This is a genomic window from Desulfomicrobium macestii (assembly GCF_014873765.1).
Taxonomy (GTDB): Bacteria; Desulfobacterota; Desulfovibrionia; order Desulfovibrionales; family Desulfomicrobiaceae; genus Desulfomicrobium; species Desulfomicrobium macestii.
Genome location: NZ_JADBGG010000001.1, coordinates 194,692 through 213,915, shown reverse-complemented (window position 1 = coordinate 213,915; position 19,224 = coordinate 194,692). Strand labels below are relative to the sequence as shown.

The window sequence follows — 19,224 nt, the reverse complement described above, 5'->3', positions numbered from 1 at the left end:
CTATTTCAGGACGGCGCGCAGCCGCTCCATGGCCTCCTGGACGTTGGCCAGACTGTTGAAGGCGGAGATGCGGATGTAGCCTTCGCCGCAGGATCCGAAGCCGGCACCCGGAGTGCAGACCACGGCGGCCTTGCTTAAGAGCATGTCGAAAAAATCCCATGAGCCCATCTTGCCGTCGATCCAGACATAGGGCGAATTCTCGCCGCCGACGCAGTCGTAGCCAAGCGCGGTCATTTCCTTGCGGATGATGGCCGCGTTGTTCAAGTAGTGATCCACCAGCGCCCTGGACTGCGCCTTGCCCTCGGGCGAATATACGGCCGCGGCGGCTCTTTGCACCGGATAGGACACGCCGTTGAACTTGGTGGTGTGGCGGCGGTTCCACATGGCATGCAGGCTGTGCGCGCCCCCCTGGCTGTCGTAGGCCATGCAGGTCTTCGGCACCACGGTGAAGGCCAGACGCGTGCCCGTGAACCCGGCGGTCTTGGACAGGGAGCGGAACTCGATGGCCACCTCGCGCGCGCCTTCGATCTCATAGATGGATCTGGGCAGCTCGGGATCGCGGACGAAGGCCTCGTAGGCGGCGTCAAAAAGGATGAGCGCCTTGTTCTCGCGGGCGTAATCCACCCAGGCCTTGAGCTGGGGCCTGGTGATGGTCGCGCCGGTGGGGTTGTTGGGGTAGCACAGGTAGATGAGGTCCACGGGCTCCCCGGGCAGTTCGGGAATGAAGCCGTTTTCCCGGGTGCCATCAAGATAGACGAGCCCTTCGTAGCGGCCGTCCACGTTCTGCCCGGTGCGCCCGGCCATGACGTTGGTGTCGACGTAGACCGGATAGACCGGATCGGGGATGGCGATGCGGATGTCTCCGGCAAAAAGCTCCTGGATGTTGCCGGTATCGCACTTGGCCCCATCGCTGACAAAGATCTCGTCGCCGGAGATGTCCGCCCCGCGCGACTGGAAATCCTCTTTTGCGATCAGGTCGCGCAGAAAATCATAGCCCTGCTCCGGGCCATAGCCGCGAAACGTTCCGGCGTCGGCCATCTCGTCCACGCCCTTGTGAAAGGCCGCCACGACCGCTTCGGGCAGTGGCTCGGTCACGTCGCCGATGCCGAGGCGGATGATCTTCTTGTCGGGGTTGGCCTGCTGGAAAGCGGTCACGCGCCGGGAGATGTCGGCAAAAAGGTAGGAAGCCTTGAGCTTGAGATAATTTTCATTGATGCGGATCATATGTGGTCCTCATTGGTCGGTTTTTCTGTGGTGAATGGAAACGACAAGCCTAACGTCAAAGCGCGCGCAGTTCAAGTCAGGCTCTTTTGCGCCAGGACCGCCTGCCCAGCACGTTGGCGAAAAGCCGCGCCTGGCTTACGTTCAGAAGCAGGGCCGCCCCCATGTACAGGGCCGCCCAGACGGGGATGAAGAGCAGGCAGATCGGGCCGAGCCGGGTGCTCATCCAGCATCCGCCGAGCATGGCCAGACTCAGGGCGAACGAGACGACCATGTCGCGATTCACCCGGAACCAGGCTCCGCAATGCCGCCGCAGCAGGAAACCAAGGAGCACCACGTTGATCCAGGCCGACAGGGACGAGGCCAGGGCCAGGCCCACGTGCCCGAGCACCTGCATGCCCGTGTAGCCGGCAACCACGAAAACGCACAGGCTTCCCAGGGCCACGCGCACCGGGGTTTTGGTGTCGCCCAGGGCATAGTAGGCCGAGGCCAGGGAGCGCACGCTCGAAAAGGCGGGCAGGCCGACCACGTAGCCAAGCAGGGCCATGGCCGTGCCGTGCACCGCCGCCGAAGAAAACTCCCCGCGTCCGAAGAGCAGGTCCACCAGGGGCAGCGACAATCCGGCCAGGCCCGCGGCGGCGGGCAGGTTCACGAACAGGGTCAGGCCCAGGGAGGTGGCCAGTGTTTCCCGGAACTCCGTGCGTTTCTCGGGCGCGGCCAGAATGGACAGCGAAGGCAGGGTGGCCACGCCCACGGCCACGCCGAAAACGCCCAGGGGAAACTGGAAGAGCCGGTCGGCGTAATAGAGGTACGACACGGATCCCTCGGGCAGAAAGGAGGCCATGCCCGTGCTGATCAGGATGTTGATCTGGTACACGGCGGAACCCAGGATGGTGGGCAGCATGAGCGTGCCGATGCGCCGCACGCCCGGTCCCGTCGGCTCCACCGGCCCGATCCAGGAAAAACCCTTGGAGCGCAGGATGGGCTGCTGCAGGAGCCATTGTCCGATTCCGGCCACAAGCACACCCCAGGCCAGGTACACGGCCACGTTCCCGCCGACCTTTATGGCCAGGAGGCTTGCGGCTATGAGCACGATGTTGAGAATGCACGGAGCCAGGGCCGGGATGAGAAAATGCCCCATGCTGTTCAGGATGCCCATGCACAGGGCAACTCCGGAAATGAACAGGATGTAGGGAAAGCAGATCTGGACCAGACTCGCGGTCAGCTCGAAAAGCTCCGGCCGCTTGGCCGCGAAACCCGAGGCTATGAGCAGGGTCACGGCCTTGGGGAAGAGCAGTACGAAAACAGTCAGCAGGCCGAGGATGATCAGCAGCCAGAACTGGATGGATCTGGCCAGCACGAAGGCCGCCCCGTCGCCCTCGCTCTGCCGGATTTTGACGAAGGTAGGCACGAAGGCCATGGTCAGGGAGCCTTCGGCAAAGAGACTGCGGAGCAGGTTGGGGACACGAAAGGCCACGAAAAACGCGTCGGCCAGCACGGACGCGCCCAGGGCGTAGGCCATGATCAGATCACGCACGAGCCCGAGCACCCGGCTCAGCATGGTGGCGCCGGAAACGATGGATGCGTTCTTGGCGATGGTTCGGTTGGTGGACAAGGGCAGCTTCCAGAATGCTAGAGAAATGGGGATCAAACCTCTTGAAACGCCTTTGTTTATCTGCCGAGACCAGACGAGTCCACCAGGATTTGCCCGGAAAAAATCGTGACCTTCGGGAACCTTCCCGGAGGCCGTTTCTCCCTCCTCGAAGCATCGCCGTCCGTACAAAAATACCGGTCCAAGACCGCAAGCCCGTTCTGGACAGCGTCTTGGTTCCACCGCTACATTGTCCTCCATGAACACCTTACAGCTCCCCACCCTCGTCAAGCTCCTCGTTCTGCTCGTCATTCTCGGAGGCTGCGCCGGACGCCAACCGGCACCGGGCCTCTCGACCTCGTTCTCCATCCCGGACGCCGCCAACCCCAACGCGGACGAACTGAAAGCCTTCGAGAACATGTACCTTGAAGATCCGGAAAAATCCCTGGCCGCGCGCTTTCTGCTGGATAACCTACCCCCGGCCGACAGGCTGTCCATGGACGCCCGCGCGCTGAGCGAAAACCTGGACTATGCATTCCTGGCGCGAGATGCCATGCCCTGGGGCAAGACAGTTCCCTGGGACACCTTCCTGCACTACGTCCTGCCGCACCGCGCCAGCCAGGAGCCCTTCCAGCCTCATCGGGCCATGCTCTTCGCCGAACTGGCCCCGCTGTGCGCCACGGCCGGGAGCATGGAGGAAGCGCTTGCGCGCGTTGGCAAATGGTGCGCGCAAAAGGCCCAATACCGCCCCACCTCCCGCCGCGACCTGGGAGTGATGTCCATCCTCGACGCCGGATATGGGCGCTGCGAGGAAACGAACATCCTCTTTCTGGCAGCGGCCCGCGCCGTGGGCCTGCCGGTGCGCCAGGCTATGGTTCCGTGGTGGCAGCACACCGACGGCAACCATGCCTGGGTCGAAGCCTGGACCAGGGACGGCTGGAAATTCCTGGAAAGCGGGACTGAGTTTTCCACCCTGAACCAGACCTGGTTCGCGGCCGAGGCGCCGCGCATGGCCAAGGTCGTGGCGTATGTCTTTGGCCAGCCCCAGGACCCGGCGGTGTACCGCATGGGTACCGGCTTCGCCCTCGTCGACAATACCTCCGCCTACACGCGGGGCACCCCGGTCCAGGTCAGCGTGCGCCTGGCCGACGACCAGCCCGATGCGGGCCGCGACGTGTTCTTCTGCGTCTATTCCCTGGGCGGCCTCAGACCCGTGACCAAGGCCGTCACCAACGACGACGGCATGGCCAGGGTCGTCCTCGGCCCCGGGATCTTCTTCGTTTCCTGCGTCGCCGACGGCGGTCTCGCCTGGACCCTGCTCGACACCCGGGACATGGACGAAACGCGGGTTCGGCTCCAGGCCGACGCTCCCCGCGCACTCCCCGAATCCATCCGCTTTTCCCATCCCGGCCCCGCTGAAAGCGCTTTCAATATCTCGACAAGCACAAGGCTCAAACGCCTGCGCAAGGAGCGCGAGCAGCGCTGGGAGCCATTTCTGCGCGACCTGCCAGCGCCGCTGCGCGAACGTCTGGCCCTGGCGGGAGAAAGCACCCCGCACTGGCTGCGCCTTCTGGATCAGCCCGCCGGTCCATCCACGCCCTGGCTCGTGCCCGTGCTGACCGGCCTCGACGACAAGGACCTGCTGCAAGCCGAACCCGGCAGCCTGCCCCGCGACATCGAGCTTGCGACCTTTGCCAGGGAGGCTTCGGCCAAGGCCAGTCTCTCCTATGACGATGAGATCTTCACCCGCTTCGTGCTCTCCCCCAGGCTTCATCTTGAACCATGGTCACCATGGCGCGCCCAGTTGCTTCCGTGGCTCGAAAAGTACATTGGCCTGCCCCTCGAAAAAAAGATGCAGGCCATCCGGTCCCGCATCGACGGCCTGCCCATCCTGCCGGCAACCCTGTTTGGCCCGCCCCTGACCCCAGGTCAAACCCTTGCAGGCGGTTTTTGTTCCTCGACTTCGGACAAGGCGGTGCTGGCCGCGGCAGCCTTGCGCACCATGGGCGTTCCAGCCCGCTGCGCTGTTGATTTCAAGGGCGTGGAGTATTTTGACGGCGTGAATTGGCAATTCTGGGAGATGCAAGCCGCCGTGCCGGCCCGTGGCGCGCTGCACGTCACGGGAGGCAAGGACTTGCGCCCCTTGCAGGATTTCGGCGTAGCCGGAATCGATGAAGGCTTCCTGCGCACCCTCGATGACCTGCCCTGGGAAAAAACCCGGGACGGCCTGACCTGCGCCATGCAACCCGGAGACTACATTCTGCTTGAACCCAGGCGCGAGGACAGCGGCGTTACGGTCCGGCTGACTCCTTTCAGCGTCACGGACAACGAGACGACGGTCGTTCAAATCGAGGCAGCGTCACAGGAATGAAGCGAATAAAGTCTCCCGCGATTGCAAGCCCCCGTGCTTTGCTCTACATCACAACATATTGAAACCCACCGCACGAGGATAGCCACATGGACAGACATATTCTGTTGACCGTAAGTGATGACTTCAGCTCCTTGCAGGCCGTACGATTCGTTGCCGGCTTCTTTGCCACCGCCGAATACCCGCAGTTGACCCTCCTCTACGTCGCCCCGAATCCCAAGGCAGGGCTGACCGAGGCGGAGATAATCCAGGATTACGGGAACCTGAGCCGCAGGGAAACCCAGACCAAAAGCCTGGCCCAGACTGCCCTCGACAGGGCCGAAGAACTGCTTGTGAACAAGCATTTCCCCCGGGCCAACATCCACAAGAAAATCACCTTCAAACAGCTCGGCACGGCCAAGGACATCATTCAGGAAGGCATCGCCGGCATCTATGACGCCATCGCACTGGGCCGCAGGGGCTTGTCCCGCCTGGAAGAGCTTATCGACGAAAGCGTGAGCAAACAGATATTCACTACGCCCATGGAAATCCCCCTGTGGATCTGTCGCAGTGACGAAAAACCCGCTCCAAGCGTGCTGCTCTGCACCGACGGCTCTCCCGCCAGCCTGCGCTGCGCCGACCATGTCGGCTTCATGCTCGCCAACGCCCCCGAACACGAGATCACCTTGCTGCACGTGGCCTGCGGCTCATCCCCGGCAGTCCCGGAGGACGCCTTGGCCCAGGCCCGGCGCATGCTCGAAGAAAACGGCGTTGCCGGACGCCGCATTCATCAGAAGATTGTAAAATGCACCAGCATCACGGACACCATCCTGAGCGTGGCCCGGGAAGGCGGATACGGAGTCCTGGCCACGGGGCGCACGGGTCGGGGAGAAAGCAGAACCCTGCACCTTCTGGGTTCGGTCAGCATGAACCTGCTCAAACAACTCGAATCCACGACCTTGTGGATCTGCCACTAGGAACCAGAAAACCCCCGCGCCGTCTCCAGACACGGGGGTTTCATCGCCCATCGCCGCGCTCTACGCGAAAAGCATGTCGTGGATCGCGGCCACCACGGGCTGCGGCACCGCGTCTTCCAGAAAAATCTCATACTTAGTGGCCGTGCTGCTGATGGCCAGCACGCGGTTCCCGGACTCTTCCAGACGCGCCAGCACCGCGCTGACACGGTCGCGCTGCGCCGCCACCCGCGAACCGATGAGTGACAGGCTCACGCACGGGACCCCTTCCAGGGCTCCGGCATGTTTTTCGTCCACGATGACGACACGCAGACCCTCCACGGACTGACACAACCGGCAGTCCGGAGGCAGGGGCACGCCCGCTTCACAGGCGATCCAGCGCAGGCGGTCATGATAGACCATGGCCTGCAGGGTATCGCGGTTCAGGTTCCCGTTGGAAACGATGGTGCCGATGAGCCCGGAACTGCTGGACCCGGCGGCGATGCGCACCCCCAGACGACGGGCATACTCCACGGCGTCGTCCTTCAGGACCTTGGCCCCGGCGGCGGACATCTCAAGCATGGTCTCGTAGTCCACGGTGTCCAGACGACGGGCCGAGGGCGCAAGACGCGGGTCCGAAGTGTAGACCCCGTCCACATCCGAATATATCTCGCACACGTCGGCCGAAAGGGCCGCCGCCACCGCCACGGCCGTGGTGTCCGAGCCGCCCCGGCCAAGGGTGGTGATCTCCCTGGCCGTGGACACGCCCTGAAATCCGGCCACGACAACCACGCGGCCCTGATCCAGAGCCTCGCGCAGACGATCGCCCTTTATCTCCAGAACCCTGGCGTCCCCGTGATTGCAGTCGGTGATCAGCCCGATCTGCGAACCGGTGAAAGACACTGCAAGGCCAGGCCTGATGCCGTTTATGGCAATGCTCATCATGGCGATGGAGATGCGTTCCCCGGCCGAGACGAGCATGTCCATTTCGCGCGGGTCGGGGTTTTGGGCCAGCTCCCGGGCCTGACCGACCAGCGCGTCGGTGCTCTTGCCCATGGCCGATACCACAACGACCACCTTGTCGCCGCTCTCGTGCCTGGCCACGATGCGCCGCGCCAGATCCCGGATCTTGTCCGGGGTGGCCACGCTGCTGCCTCCGTATTTCTGAACGACAAGGGCCATGCTTTTCTCCTTATTTCGCCATTTTCACGATGCGCGGTAAAAAAGTTCCGCGAATACGCACCAGATCGGCCTGCGCGGCCATGACTTCCCGTATGTCCTTGTAGGCCATGGGCACCTCGTCGAGCCCGCCCGACAGGAGCCGCACCCTCCGCTCCTTGAGGACATGCTCCAGATCGGACCTGCGAAAGCGCGCAAGGGCCTCCTTGCGGCTCATGACCCGGCCCGCACCGTGGGCCGCCGAGCACAGGGACATCGGGTTGCCCAGCCCCTCGACCACAACGGCCGGATCGACCATGGTTCCGGGAATGATTCCGAAAACATCCCGCCCGGCCGGGGTCGCGCCCTTGCGGTGCACGATGACCTCACGCCCGTCGTGAATCTCCCGCCAGGCGAAATTGTGATGATTCTCGATGCCGAAAAGCGGCGTCAGACCAAGACGCCCGGCCACGGCGGCATGGATGAGAGCATGGTTGGCCGCGCTGTACCGACCCATGAGCTCCATGGCGGCCCAGTATTCCCGCCCTTCGTCCGTATCCAGCCCCAGCCAGGCCAGATGCCCAAGGGCGCGCGGCAACTCCGGATGCAGGCGTCTGGCCAGCGCGCTGTAGTACTTGGCCACTTCCCCGCCGGTGCCGCGACTGCCGCTGTGGGACATGAGTGCCAGATACGTGCCCTCGGGCAGGCCCGGCATGGCCCTGGGCACATCCAGTACGCCCCATTCGACGAAATGATTGCCCGAGCCGCTGGTCCCGAGCTGGGCCCAGGCCGTGTCGTGCATCCGCCGCGGCACGGGGGAAAAGCCCCAGTCCTCGTGCATGACCGCATGATCCTTGCGGACCTTGAACTGACCGCCGACCCCGAAGCAGGTTTCCTGCTCGATGGCCCGCGCCAGCTCGTCGCCGTTCGTATCGACCAGATCCGGGGAAACCGCAAAAACGCTCATCTTCATCCGGCAGGCGATGTCCATGCCGACGCCGTAGGGGATGACCGCTTCCGTCACGGCCAGCACGCCGCCAATGGGCAGGCCGTAACCGACATGGGCGTCGGGCATGAGCGCCCCGCTCACGGCCACCGGCAAGCCGCATCCGTCACGAAGCTGCTGCACCGCCTTGGGGTCGAGATCCTCGCCCCAGGCCCGCCAGGGAACCTCCGTCACGGAAAAGGCCGCGCCCGGCGACGACTCGCCGCCAAGCATCCCGGCCAGGCCGCCCAGGACCGGATGGTCCGCGAACGACTTCGGATCCTGCGCCAGGCGGACGAAAAGACGGCGCAGGGCCTTGCCGCGTACCCCCTCCCCTTCCAGTTGCCGCGCGCAATCGAGGACCACGGGCATAAGACGCTCAGGAATGCCGAGGGCTACCGGACGAAACGGCAGCTTTTTTTCCGTATTGTGGCTGTTCATGGACATGAAATTCACGTATCCGTTTTTTGACATTTCTCCAAGAGAGGGAAAGCTGGAATATTGACCGAGCGCGGCCAAGATACAGAACAACGCACGTATTCGCGTATATTTTCCAAGAGGTCCTTCTCAGAATGCATTGATTTTACGAATGAAGCATTCTAGTGAAGCGCATTCGTAACACGGGAGGATGAAATGGCCAAATTCCTGTTTATTCTCGGCAAGGACGATAACGAGGCGGCGACCCGCTGTTTTCAGTTCGCTCGCATCGCCCACTCCAAAGGGCACCATGTCAACCTGTTCTTCATCGACGGAGGAGTGCTCTGGGCGGACATGTCCAGGGACACGGGCCAGAAGACCCTGACCGGCGACTGTCCGGGAGACTATCTGCCCTATCTTGTCGAAGAGGAAATCGAAATCGGAATCTGCACGCCGTGCGCGAGAAACAGGGGCGTGGACGAAGCGCGGTTCTACGCCAACATGGCTCTGGACGGGGGACCACACCTGATCGACTTGGCCGCGGAAGCGAAAGTCTTCAATTTCTAGGCGGAAGTACCTTTTCGGTATGCCGAAAGTGCGTCGCTAACGGCAGAATACAGAAAATCCTACCATTACAAAGATTGATTTTACCTTAAAATCGGGACAAAATTCACATTGTCCGGTTTTGCAGTGACATCTTTGCAGATCCTGCTTGCCAATCTTTTTTTGGGAGGGTTCCATTTCATGGTTACCGACACTGTCGCCCCCGATGCGAAACTCCCGCCTTGCCCCGTGATCTTGCGCCCAGTGGGACGGTTCGTATTACCCGTACACGAAAGCATGGAGCTTTCCGCGACTTGGTTTAAAGTCAACGGCATAGCCGTCGAGGAGATTCCCTGGAAACCCGGACTAAATAAGCGCAACCTGGACGCGCTCAAGGAATCGCTCGGGACGAAAGCAGGCATGGCAAACGAAATCAAGGGGCTGTCTGTCCGTGAGAGATGGGACGAAACGGATGTCAGCGACCTCTTCGGATTTCCGTCCATGTTGCGCTGTTGCAACGGCAGCAGGGCCGATCACAACCTTGAAGTCTATATAGGCATGCCGGAAGTTATCCTGTGTCTGACAGAAAACCGGCCCTTCGACACGTGCGGACCATGCCTCACCGTAAACGGGCCGATCCTGAACCTTTTCAGAAAGTATCATCACGGCAACGAGATTGTTTCGCCAACCGGCTTTTTTTTCTCCGCAGGGAGAGTCGAAGGCTTGAAAACATGGAGCGAACAAGCCGGCATGAGCCTGGAACGTCCGCCGTCCGAATCATTGCACAGGATTCGCCTTCGCTTTGACGCCCATCTTTTCGCTCATCCCTGTGACCCGCCCCGCATCACTGAAGCCGTCAAACCGGTGACCAGCAAGTACCGGATCGAACTGAAAATTCTGCGCTCACGAGAAAACGTCCTGGCCGGATTGAAAGGCTTGGAGGAGATTTACATCCTCCAACCCAAGGACAAGGACTGTCCCGATGTCCCCAGGCTAACGGCCTGCTGGGAGTATGAAGGCGCAGGCGGGGACCCGCAAAAACCGCACATACAGATCAAAATGTCCTGCCGAATCGAGGCCAGAGAAGACGCTCTGCGCATGTGGGACGCAATCATCTGCAATTTCAGTTCTGTGAGGGAATTTTTCGGCGGATCATTGAAAAACGCCTGAGCTTGGCAAAGACTTGGCGACACGCCCGATCCGCCACCATCGAGCCGAAAAGGGCTTACACCTCCATTTTATCACTACGGCGCAGCGACCGCAGAATGAACCTGCGGGTCTCCTCGAAAAGTCCCGGATCTCCGAAGGGGCTCAGAAAAACCGTGCGAACCGCCCCGACCATGGCCGCGTAGATCATGAGCGCGCAGTCTTTGACCGGAACCTGGGCGATGGTTCCGTCGGCGATGCCTCGCGCCAGATTCACCTCGATTTCCCTGATCAATTCCTCGAATTTCGCGCCGATCTTGTGGCGATCCAGATGCGGATTGTCGTCGCTGAAAGGCGAGCAGCGTATGAGGGTGGGAAAGGTCGCCCGGTTGGCCAGGGTATAGGAGAGGTAGGAATTCACGAAAATATCCACAGCCTGCAATCCGTTTTGCGCCGCCTCCGCGTCCCGTCTGATGCCCAGCAGCATGGCGTCGATCATCTCGTGACCGGCCACCAGAAACAGCTTTTCCTTGTTTCCGAAATAATGGGACACAAGTCCAAACGCCACTCCCGCACGCTCGGCGATCATGCGCATGGTCGTTCCGGCGTAGCCGTATTCGGCAAAAAGGGACTGGGCCGCCGCCAGGATCTCGTCGCGCTTACTCACCAGCGTCCATCCTTCTCATAAGAGTTCCCCATTATTATTACGGCAATTCAAGCGCCAGCCCTACAGGGCAATGGTCGGACCCGGGCACATCGGCGTCGATCCAAGCATCCCTGACCGCGCCGCGAAGTTCCTCGGAGACGAAAAAATAATCGATGCGCCACCCCACGTTTCTCGATCTGGCCCCGAAGCGGTACGTCCACCACGAGTAGGCATCCTCCACGTCTCCGTGACAGTGGCGAAACGTGTCCACATAACCGTGGGCCACGAAACGGTCCAGCCAGGCCCGCTCGATGGGCAAAAAACCGGACGTCTTCTCGTTGGCCTTGGGATTCTTCAGATCGATCTCGCGGTGGGCGGTGTTGAAATCCCCGCAGACCACGATAGGCTTCTCCCGCCTTAGCTCCTGGGCGTGCTCCAGAAAAGCGTCGTAGAATCCCATCTTGAAATCGAGGCGATCCTGGCTCATCTGGCCGTTGGGAAAATAGATGTTGAAAAAATGAAATTTCTCGAACTCAAGGCGGATGACCCGGCCCTCGCCCTGAAAACGCGCATCGGGCAGGCCCCGGTGCACGGCCAGGGGCTCAGGGCGGCTGTAGCAGGCCGTGCCGGAATAGCCCTTCTTGCTGCGCGCGGCGTTCCAGTAGCAGTGATAGCCGTCAAAGAGACGATCCCCGCCGACCTGGTCCTCCTCGGCCTTGACCTCCTGCAGACCGAGCACGTCGGGTGCGGCCCGGTCGAGCCAGTCGCGGAAGCCCTTGCCAAGGACGGCCCGGAATCCGTTCACGTTCCAGGAATACATGCGCAGGATCATGCCACGCTCCGCAAGACCGCCACAAGGCCCGACGGAGTCTCGTCGATGCGCACATACCCGCCCTGGGCAAAGGCTCCGGGATTCAGCACGTGTGACCGGGCGATCATCTCCTCGCCGGCCCCTTCGTGGATATGGCCGGTGACGACGATGGCAGGCTGGTACTTCTCGATCAGCGCACGCACCCCCGGACTGCCGACATGGGCTCCCGAAGGCAGCTTGTCGACCACTTCCGCGCGCGGCGGGGTGTGTACCATGAGAATGACGTGCTCGAAGGCTCCGGCACGCTCCAGCACGTCGTGGATCCACTGGCAGATCTGGCTTTCGTCAACCTCGGAAGGAGTGCCGAAGGGCGTGGGAGTGGAATAGCCCACGGCGGCCAGACAGATCCCGCCGCCCAGGTCCACGACCTGGCCGTGAACGTTGATGCCCTGTTCGGTGAGCACCCGATCCACGGCCGGCGTGTCCATGTTCCCGATCTGGGCATGGATGCGCGGATTGATCGCGGCCACGGCGGACACGATGTGCCCGGCGCCATCGCGCGTGCCCAGATTGGTCAGATCCCCGGACAGAAAAACTCCGTCGGCGCGGCCGAGATCGTCAATCCGCTCCACGGCCCCGATGCGTTCGTGAATGTCCCCAAAAACTATCCAAAAGCGGTTTGCCATTTGCCTGTCATCCCCTCTTTGAGTAAATGTCGTGTTTTCACGGCATGGTAAAGGAGCGCCTCACGTCATGCAAGAGTCCAGCAAAAACCTTCTGCGAATTGCCCTGCGCAGACAACGTCAGAATCTGCCCCTGAACCTGGTGCAGGAAGACAGCGCCCGCATCCGGGACAACCTGCTTTCCCTGGAGCGCATCCGCCTCGCCTCCAGCGTCATGCTTTATCTTCCGGCCCGGGGCGAAGTCGATACGTGGCCCCTGCTGGACCATTTCTGGGCGCGCGGCAGCGAAGTCCTTCTGCCCGGCTGCCGCGACAACGCCCCCGGCATAATGGACGCGTACAGCGTAACCTCCCGCGAGGAACTGGGCCCCGGCTGCTTCGGCCTGATCGAACCTCGGGCCGATCGGGCCCGGCTGGTTCCGGTCCCACGGCCCGAGGTCATCATTCTTCCGGCCTTGGCTTTCGACCGGCGCGGATACCGCCTCGGCTTCGGAGGCGGCTATTACGACCGCTTTCTGCCCTCCCTCGGCCACGCCCCCCTGCTGGTGGGTCCGGCCTACGCCTTCCAGGTCCTGGACAGCATTCCGGTCGAGCCATGGGACAGGCCGGTGGAAATGATCGTCACCCCTGAATCCATCCTGCACATCCTTGCGGAGACACAGTCATGTCTTTGAAATATATCGACTTTCACTTCCCTGGCCTTGACAATGTGGGCTGCGTCTTCACCACCCGGCAGGGCGGTCACGGCACGGGCGCCTACGCCGAGTCCAACATGTCGCTTGAGGTCGGAGACGATGAGAAGGCCGTCCTGGCCAACAGGGCGGAACTGCGCACGGCCCTGGGCTTTCAAGTCTGGCAGGAACTGAGGCAGGTGCACGGACAGACCATGCACATGAATCTGGAGGATGATTGCTTTGAAGGGGCAAGACTGGAGGGGGACGGGCTGGGCACGGACCGGCCCGGGCACGGACTGGTCATCAAGACCGCGGACTGTCAGCCCATTCTGCTGGCGGACGCCGCCGGACGGCACGTTGCCGCCCTGCACTGCGGGTGGAGAGGCAACGCCGTCAACTTTCCCGCCGCCGGAGTGCGCAACTTCTGCGCCGCCTACGGCCTTGATCCTTCCGGGATCATGGCCGTGCGCGGCCCGAGCCTTGGCCCGGGCAGGAGCGAATTTGTCAATTTCGAGACCGAATGGGGCCCGGGATTCTCATCCTGCTTCAACCCGGCCACGCGCTGCATGGATCTGTGGAGCCTGACCCGCGAGCAGCTCATCGAGGCGGGCATTCCCTCCGGCAACATCTTTGCGCTGGACCTGTGCACGGCCTCGTCCCCGGAGTTCTTTTCCTACCGCCGTGACAAAATCACCGGCCGTCAGGTGGGCGTCATCTGGATCAGGTAGCCGCTCCGGCACTGGAGCGGCACCCGGTTCAACCCTTGCGACTCAATGCGTGGCGGCCCAGGGGCGTTATCAGGGCGCCGTTTCGGTACCCCCCGATGCGCTTGTTTTCCTGACGCACCTTCAAAAGCTCTTCCTTCAAAGACTGATGCAGGGCCCTGGCCTCATGGCGCAGGTGCGTGTTCATGTCCTGGATGCTTTTGAGCTTTTCCAGGAAAACCTTGTCCTGCTCGCCCATGTCGCAGTTCATGAAGGCCATGATGGCTGTCTCCCGTTCCCGAACCGCCGTCCCGAGACGATCGGCATCCTGGCTCGCGATCAGCCCCAGCTCTTCCTGGCCAAGCGCCATGATGTGATCGTAGGTGTCGCGTGATTCAGCCATTCTGTTCCTTCCTGGCCGAAACCCTGACCGACTCGCGCAAGCGGGCGACCATGTTCTTGGTCTTCTCGACCACGGGCAGGTATTCGTACTCGAGCAGATCCGCGAGCAGAATCCAATCCTCGTTCTCCTGAATCTCGATCATCTCCGAAAAAAGAGACGAAAGATCCGACAGCGACGCTTCGAATTCGGCGGAGGTGTCCGTGGCGAATTCATTGCGAAGCACGCCGACCATGTTCAAAAAATCGCGGTTCACTTCCAGCAGGTCGCCATAAAGCTCCAGGGCCTGATCATCATCCGCCTGACGGAAGAAATCCGCCACCTGCCGCCCGGCCTTGCCCATCAGGGTCACGACCTTGTACAATTCGCGGGTGATGTCCTGGGCCATTTCAGTGGTGGGCACGGAAACAATTTCCACCCGATTGATATGCGAGGCGTCCATGTCCTCGGCCTGATGAGGGTAAATCTCCGAAAAAGCCTCGTCGTTGACCAGGACATCGGTCACGATACGACTGTTCATGCGTATGTCTTCCATGACTTTTTCGATGATCTGTTCAAGATTTTCGAATTGACGAACCTCAAGTGGGCTCTGCTGGCCGTCTATAATGATCATTTTCCTGTCCTCCGCCTACTGGGAATAATTTTGCCGTATGTCCCGGACTAATCAACATTCATGCCAGCGCAAGCCGATGCCTGAAAACATCGAGCAGACCACGGTACCTAGCGCACAATTCAAGAAAAGCCGCCATGCTCACGGACTCGGCCCTGGACTGGAAGCGCCACATGGGAGCAAGTATCCCAAGCGAGGGGTTGCGCGAAAAAAAATCCTCTAAATTCTGACAGTTGACGAGAAATTTCGGTTTCATTGGCGCATCCGGACGGAGCGCCAGAATCCGGCCCTGCTCTTCGACCAGGGTCAACATGAGGGCGGCGTGTTCAAGATCGCGCACCAGGGCATCGCGGAAATCGGAACCCGGCCCGGGCCAGGAAAAATTTCCCGCACCGGGCTTCTGGTCAAGAAATTGACGATAGACCTCGCGCTGAATCCTGATCCAGCGGCTGCGATCCTGGCCCTCGTGGCCGGACACGGAAAAAAGATCCATGAATCCGGACTCATCACGCCGAGCCTGCCAGATCCGTCCCTTGAAACCGGGCGCGACGCTCAAGGCTTGCCCATCAGGATACCCGACCAGCATGTCCCCGACGGCCTCGCCCTCGATGGAATCGCGGCAGATCAGTCCATGGGGGCATTTCTCCCCGAAGGAGCACGGATGACAGGGCAGATCGGGCTCCAGGCTCAGGCTGCCCTCCAGATAGGGCCCGGTGTCGAAAGGCTGGGCCGTGGCCAGGAAGATCGCCGCCACCGGCACGCCAAGGCCCGCCGCCAGGTGCATGGTGCCCGTGTCGTTGGTCAGCAGCAGATCCATGCGCTTCAGCACCGCCGCCAGCGTCGAAAGATCGGTCCGGCCGGTCAGGTCCGTGCAGGGGTAGTCGGCCAGGTCCATGAATTCCCGCGCCAGATGGCTCTCCGACGCCGTTCCCAGGAGCACGGGCATGCGCCCGGTCCTTGACCACAGCACGCTCCCGGCGCGCACGAAGGAGGCCACGGGCCAGCGTCTGTAGTCCTGGCTGGCCCCAAGCTGAAAGGCCACCCGCCGCCCCGTGCCGCCAAGCAGTTCATCCGCCGCCGCCAGCGCGGGAGCCTCGGGCGTCTTCAATCTGAATTCTCCCGGATCAAGACCGGCCACACGCTGAAACAGGTCGACCAGGTTGAAGGGGCTGCACCCGCGATGGGCGGAGGCCGCCTGCAGAAAAGTCGCCCAGTGCGTGGAGTACTCGCCAAAACCATGGCTATCGAGGCCAAAACCCTCCACCTGCCCGTCATGCATGGCGCGGGACAGCAGCCGTGCGGAAAGGGTCGGCGTGAGGTTGACCATCCGGTCAAAGGGAGTCTGTCGCCACTGATCCAGCCAGGAGACAAGTTCCTCCATGGCCAGAGGCCAGCCCCGATCCAGTTGGGCCAGAAGACGCGCCCCGGGCAGGGCCCGGACCTGATCCACATCGCGCAGCAGGCCCGCCGCGCCCTTGAAGGAGTCCAGGCAGACCAGCCCCGCGCTGTCGCCCCGCCGTCGCAATCCGCTGAAGACAGGCTGAGTCTGCAGCAGATCGCCGAAGCGGGTCAAATTGATGACCAGAGTATGCATTCTAGGCAATGAACAAAAGGCGTGCCAAAAACACGGGGGTTCGGGCCGCCGTCGGGGCGACCGCTGCATGCGGGGCGCGGGGCATCAGTCCCCCTTGTCCAGGATCTCGTTCTTGTAGGTCTCGAAGTTCGACGCGGCCTTGATGGCCGTGGCGACGAAGGCGAGAAAGGAAAAAAAGATGAGCGTGATGTTGAGGATCAGCCATCGTTCCTGTCGCAGGTTCCGCCCCAGGATGACCTGATCCGGAGCCAGATAGTAAAGTCCCAGGGACACGCCTCCGGCCAAAAGCAAGGCGATGATCTCGAAGATGAGCAGATATTTGCCGGACAGTAGCAGGAAAAGGATGCCGTTTCGCACGCCCTGAAGAAAGAGCAGCTTCTTTTCGAGCTTGTCCAGGTTCTGTTCGGCCTGGCGCATGGCCTCGTGCCCCTGCCTGAATTTGTCGGGAACGTAGAGGTCAAGATGGCCGATGAGACTCACTCCCTCGCCGCATGCATTGAAGAGCTTGGTGAAAGACCCGAGCATCGACGGAAAGGGGAACCAGGACGCCTCACGCTGAATCTTCTTGAGCCGCTCGCGAATGGCCGAACGGCGGTTGGCGAGCTCCTTGATGTCCTTCTTGACCCGGGCCTGGATGTCCGCTCGGATGGCGATGGTGCCGCGCAGCAGCTTGGCCATGGAGACGTAGTTGTTGACCCCGGCATAGCTGTTCAAATCCTCGATGCGCACATGGAACATGTTGTAGGCGTCGTGGTCGGAAGGCAACCACTTGTCCAGCAGGTCCGGCAGGTGCTCCACCGCGCCGATGATCTCATGGGAACGGGCCCTTGCATCATCCCAGATCTCCCACAGGTCGCTCAACAGATGGGAACGCCCGCCCTCCAGCTCGGTGTCGAGCAGCACGGTGCTGAAGTAGTCGGGATTGTCCTTGATCAGCTCACGGATGAGCGCCTGGGCTTCGTTGAGATATCCTGACTTGATCAGGCAGACGGCCTGCCTGTAGCGGGCCTGACTGAACCGGGGGGATTCCCCGAGCGCCCGGCCGTAAAGGCGGATGGCTTCGGGGTAGTCGCCCGAGACCTCCCGCAGGCGGCCCTGAAGAAGCTGGATGTAGGAGCGCTGCAGACTGGTATAGGCCAGGCTCTCGGCCTCCTCCCAGAAGCCCATGGCACGCTTGAACTCATCGCGCTCCATGGCCATGAAACCAAGGAGCACCCGTGGCTGATAATTCTTGGGCGAACTGAGCACGACATGATCGACCTTTTCCATGGCCCGCTCCAGACTCCCCGTGCGCAAAGCCTCCAAGGCCTCCCAGAGTTGCGCCTCGCTTTGGGGCCGCTGCTCTTCTATCCCTCGCGGCCATTCCTTGCCCTTGGCGCGCCAGACGGAAGCCATCATGCGCAGCTGGCAGATCATGTCGACCTCGAACATGGACCGGACGACCAGCCCCGGATCGGTCTTTTCCCCCAGCAACATGTTCAGACCGCGAATGACGTCGGGGGCGACCTGCTTTTCAATCCCGGCCAGGATTCCGGGCAGAGCGTCAAGATCCAGGCGGGCAAAGCGGGTCATGTCCGTGACCTGCACGTTTCCGGACTGCAGCATCCTCGAGGGGCATTTTCGCGGCTGGTGCGAACGCAGTCCGCAATAGAAACAGGGGCTCTCGCCACCGGAAATCAGGCTCGTAGGCAGAAAAACATTCAGGCTGCCGCGCCGCCGCCCGCACTTGCTGGAATGGAAACGAACCTGAAACAGGTCGGACAGCTTGGAATTGTCCATGGAAGCGCGTGAATCCACCGGCGCGATCCTGGAGTCGGCTATCTGGAAAATCGTGGCCAGGGGCAGATGCAGGGCATTGGACTCAAGGGAGTCCACGACATAACGGACCTTGCTCGCAAATTCTGGAGTGAAGGGCTGGTCGCCCATCTCGACGGCCATGTATTTGCAAGGCCAGGCCGGCTTCTCCTTGTCGTCGATCATGCTCAGCAGTTCCGAGGTCAGGGCGCCCATGACGCGCGGCGAAGTCACTCGCAGAACCAGGTTCAGATCCTCCGCCAGCAGATAGGAGACCTTGTACTGCTGGAAGATCGCTTCCAGCCGGTCGAAGTAGGCCCGCCAACCCTTGGTGAAGGTCTTGTCCTGCCGGGAGCCCTGAGGACGGATGACCCAAAGCCAGTTCAACTTGTAGGATACGCTGACCTGCTCGCTGCCTTCCAGCTCGAACCAGTCCCCCAAAAGACCGTCCGGGCTCTGCACGTGCTTGAAGGCCAGGCCGGTCAGGGTTCGTCCGAGTTCCCGCATGCGCGCGCTGACGCGGACAACGAGTCTCTTGGGGAATTCGACGCAGAGGGAGTGCAGTTCGGACTTGACCTTGAGGGATTGGCCAAGCTTATCATCGACGATGAGGCTGCCCTCGAAGACGGTCACGCTCGTGGCCATGGGATGAAGCCTGGCCCAGTTGTAGAGTCTGGCCAGCCCGAGCATGACTTCGGAGGAAGGAAAAAACCACAGGGTCTGCGATGTTTCCTCCGCCAGAGACCAGCCGCCGATATCAGTCAGGGTCTGAAGAAAACTGACTGGCAGAGGCTGCGAATGCACCAGCCAGCAGACGAAGCCGTTACTCAGCAACCTGGGTGAGGCTTGTTTTGTCACCTTCGCCAGGAGCGGCTCGATGCAGGTCATTTCATTCTCCGTTCACAGGCGCTTTAAGCGACTGGTTCTTTTGGATACAACGCATGCGCC

Annotated in this window: 17 protein-coding genes; 6 read left to right on the top strand and 11 right to left on the bottom strand. The window is 61.6% G+C overall.

Translation table 11 applies throughout. The features are described 5' to 3' along the window. Window positions 1–1,224 carry an LL-diaminopimelate aminotransferase gene (locus H4684_RS01000; RefSeq protein ID WP_092188105.1) on the bottom strand — a complete coding sequence of 408 codons (1,224 nt, stop codon included), beginning with the start codon at window positions 1,222–1,224 and terminating at the stop codon, window positions 1–3. 76 nt (window positions 1,225–1,300) lie between these two features. Then, the gene (gene murJ / locus H4684_RS00995; RefSeq protein ID WP_092188107.1) at window positions 1,301–2,836 is read right to left on the bottom strand and encodes a murein biosynthesis integral membrane protein MurJ; all 1,536 of its coding nucleotides are present in this window, start codon (window positions 2,834–2,836) and stop codon (window positions 1,301–1,303) included. Window positions 2,837–3,071: 235 nt separating this feature from the next. On the opposite strand from murJ, the gene H4684_RS00990 reads away from it, so the two are divergent. Together H4684_RS00990 and H4684_RS00985 are read left to right on the top strand one after the other, a co-directional pair. Then, window positions 3,072–5,183 (top strand): transglutaminase domain-containing protein, encoded by a 2,112-nt coding sequence (locus H4684_RS00990; RefSeq protein WP_192622536.1) that lies wholly within the window; start codon window positions 3,072–3,074, stop codon window positions 5,181–5,183. A gap of 86 nt (window positions 5,184–5,269) precedes the next feature. Further along, on the top strand, window positions 5,270–6,136 hold the full coding sequence (locus H4684_RS00985; protein ID WP_092188111.1) for a universal stress protein: 867 nt from the start codon (window positions 5,270–5,272) through the stop codon (window positions 6,134–6,136). Between the two features lie 60 nt (window positions 6,137–6,196). Here H4684_RS00985 and H4684_RS00980 read toward each other — a convergent pair whose 3' ends face one another. After that, complete coding sequence (locus H4684_RS00980) at window positions 6,197–7,294, bottom strand: aspartate kinase (protein WP_092188113.1); 1,098 nt, start codon at window positions 7,292–7,294, stop codon at window positions 6,197–6,199. 10 nt (window positions 7,295–7,304) lie between these two features. Continuing rightward, window positions 7,305–8,729 (bottom strand): RtcB family protein, encoded by a 1,425-nt coding sequence (locus tag H4684_RS00975; protein ID WP_192622535.1) that lies wholly within the window; start codon window positions 8,727–8,729, stop codon window positions 7,305–7,307. A 159-nt stretch (window positions 8,730–8,888) separates the two neighbouring features. On the opposite strand from H4684_RS00975, the gene H4684_RS00970 reads away from it, so the two are divergent. Beyond that, window positions 8,889–9,239 carry a DsrE family protein gene (locus H4684_RS00970; protein ID WP_092188118.1) on the top strand — a complete coding sequence of 117 codons (351 nt, stop codon included), beginning with the start codon at window positions 8,889–8,891 and terminating at the stop codon, window positions 9,237–9,239. Window positions 9,240–9,416: 177 nt separating this feature from the next. Then, window positions 9,417–10,385 carry a hypothetical protein gene (locus H4684_RS00965; protein WP_192622534.1) on the top strand — a complete coding sequence of 323 codons (969 nt, stop codon included), beginning with the start codon at window positions 9,417–9,419 and terminating at the stop codon, window positions 10,383–10,385. Between the two features lie 55 nt (window positions 10,386–10,440). On the opposite strand, the gene H4684_RS00960 is transcribed toward H4684_RS00965, so the two are convergent. The 3 genes from H4684_RS00960 to H4684_RS00950 are packed head-to-tail and all read right to left on the bottom strand — an operon-like array spanning window position 10,441 to window position 12,504. Then, window positions 10,441–11,028 carry a TetR/AcrR family transcriptional regulator gene (locus H4684_RS00960; protein ID WP_192622533.1) on the bottom strand — a complete coding sequence of 196 codons (588 nt, stop codon included), beginning with the start codon at window positions 11,026–11,028 and terminating at the stop codon, window positions 10,441–10,443. Window positions 11,029–11,065: 37 nt separating this feature from the next. Continuing rightward, window positions 11,066–11,839: an exodeoxyribonuclease III gene (locus tag H4684_RS00955; protein WP_092188124.1), complete on the bottom strand. Its 774-nt coding sequence runs from the start codon at window positions 11,837–11,839 to the stop codon at window positions 11,066–11,068. Continuing rightward, window positions 11,836–12,504: a metallophosphoesterase family protein gene (locus tag H4684_RS00950; RefSeq protein ID WP_092188126.1), complete on the bottom strand. Its 669-nt coding sequence runs from the start codon at window positions 12,502–12,504 to the stop codon at window positions 11,836–11,838. Before H4684_RS00950 ends, H4684_RS00955 begins: the two co-directional genes overlap by 4 nt. A 67-nt stretch (window positions 12,505–12,571) precedes the next feature. Here H4684_RS00950 and H4684_RS00945 point away from each other — a divergent pair, with 67 nt between their 5' ends. Next, window positions 12,572–13,174 (top strand): 5-formyltetrahydrofolate cyclo-ligase, encoded by a 603-nt coding sequence (locus H4684_RS00945; protein ID WP_192622532.1) that lies wholly within the window; start codon window positions 12,572–12,574, stop codon window positions 13,172–13,174. Next, window positions 13,165–13,902: a polyphenol oxidase family protein gene (locus tag H4684_RS00940; RefSeq protein ID WP_092188130.1), complete on the top strand. Its 738-nt coding sequence runs from the start codon at window positions 13,165–13,167 to the stop codon at window positions 13,900–13,902. The genes H4684_RS00945 and H4684_RS00940 overlap by 10 nt, the downstream gene beginning before the upstream one ends. A 28-nt stretch (window positions 13,903–13,930) precedes the next feature. Here the strand turns inward: H4684_RS00940 and H4684_RS00935 are convergent, their stop codons facing one another. From H4684_RS00935 to H4684_RS00920, 4 genes are all read right to left on the bottom strand, one after another. Further along, entirely contained in the window at window positions 13,931–14,281 is a 351-nt protein-coding gene (locus H4684_RS00935; RefSeq protein WP_092188132.1) for a hypothetical protein, read from the bottom strand. After that, a complete protein-coding gene (locus tag H4684_RS00930) occupies window positions 14,274–14,891 on the bottom strand; it encodes a hypothetical protein (protein WP_092188134.1) in 618 nt (205 codons plus the stop codon). The genes H4684_RS00935 and H4684_RS00930 overlap by 8 nt, the downstream gene beginning before the upstream one ends. Window positions 14,892–14,949: 58 nt before the next feature. Further along, window positions 14,950–16,482: a glycosyltransferase family 9 protein gene (locus H4684_RS00925; RefSeq protein ID WP_192622531.1), complete on the bottom strand. Its 1,533-nt coding sequence runs from the start codon at window positions 16,480–16,482 to the stop codon at window positions 14,950–14,952. A gap of 84 nt (window positions 16,483–16,566) precedes the next feature. Next, window positions 16,567–19,164, bottom strand: a complete 2,598-nt coding sequence (locus H4684_RS00920; protein ID WP_192622530.1) for a tetratricopeptide repeat protein — start codon at window positions 19,162–19,164, stop codon at window positions 16,567–16,569. Window positions 19,165–19,224: the final 60 nt, after the last annotated feature.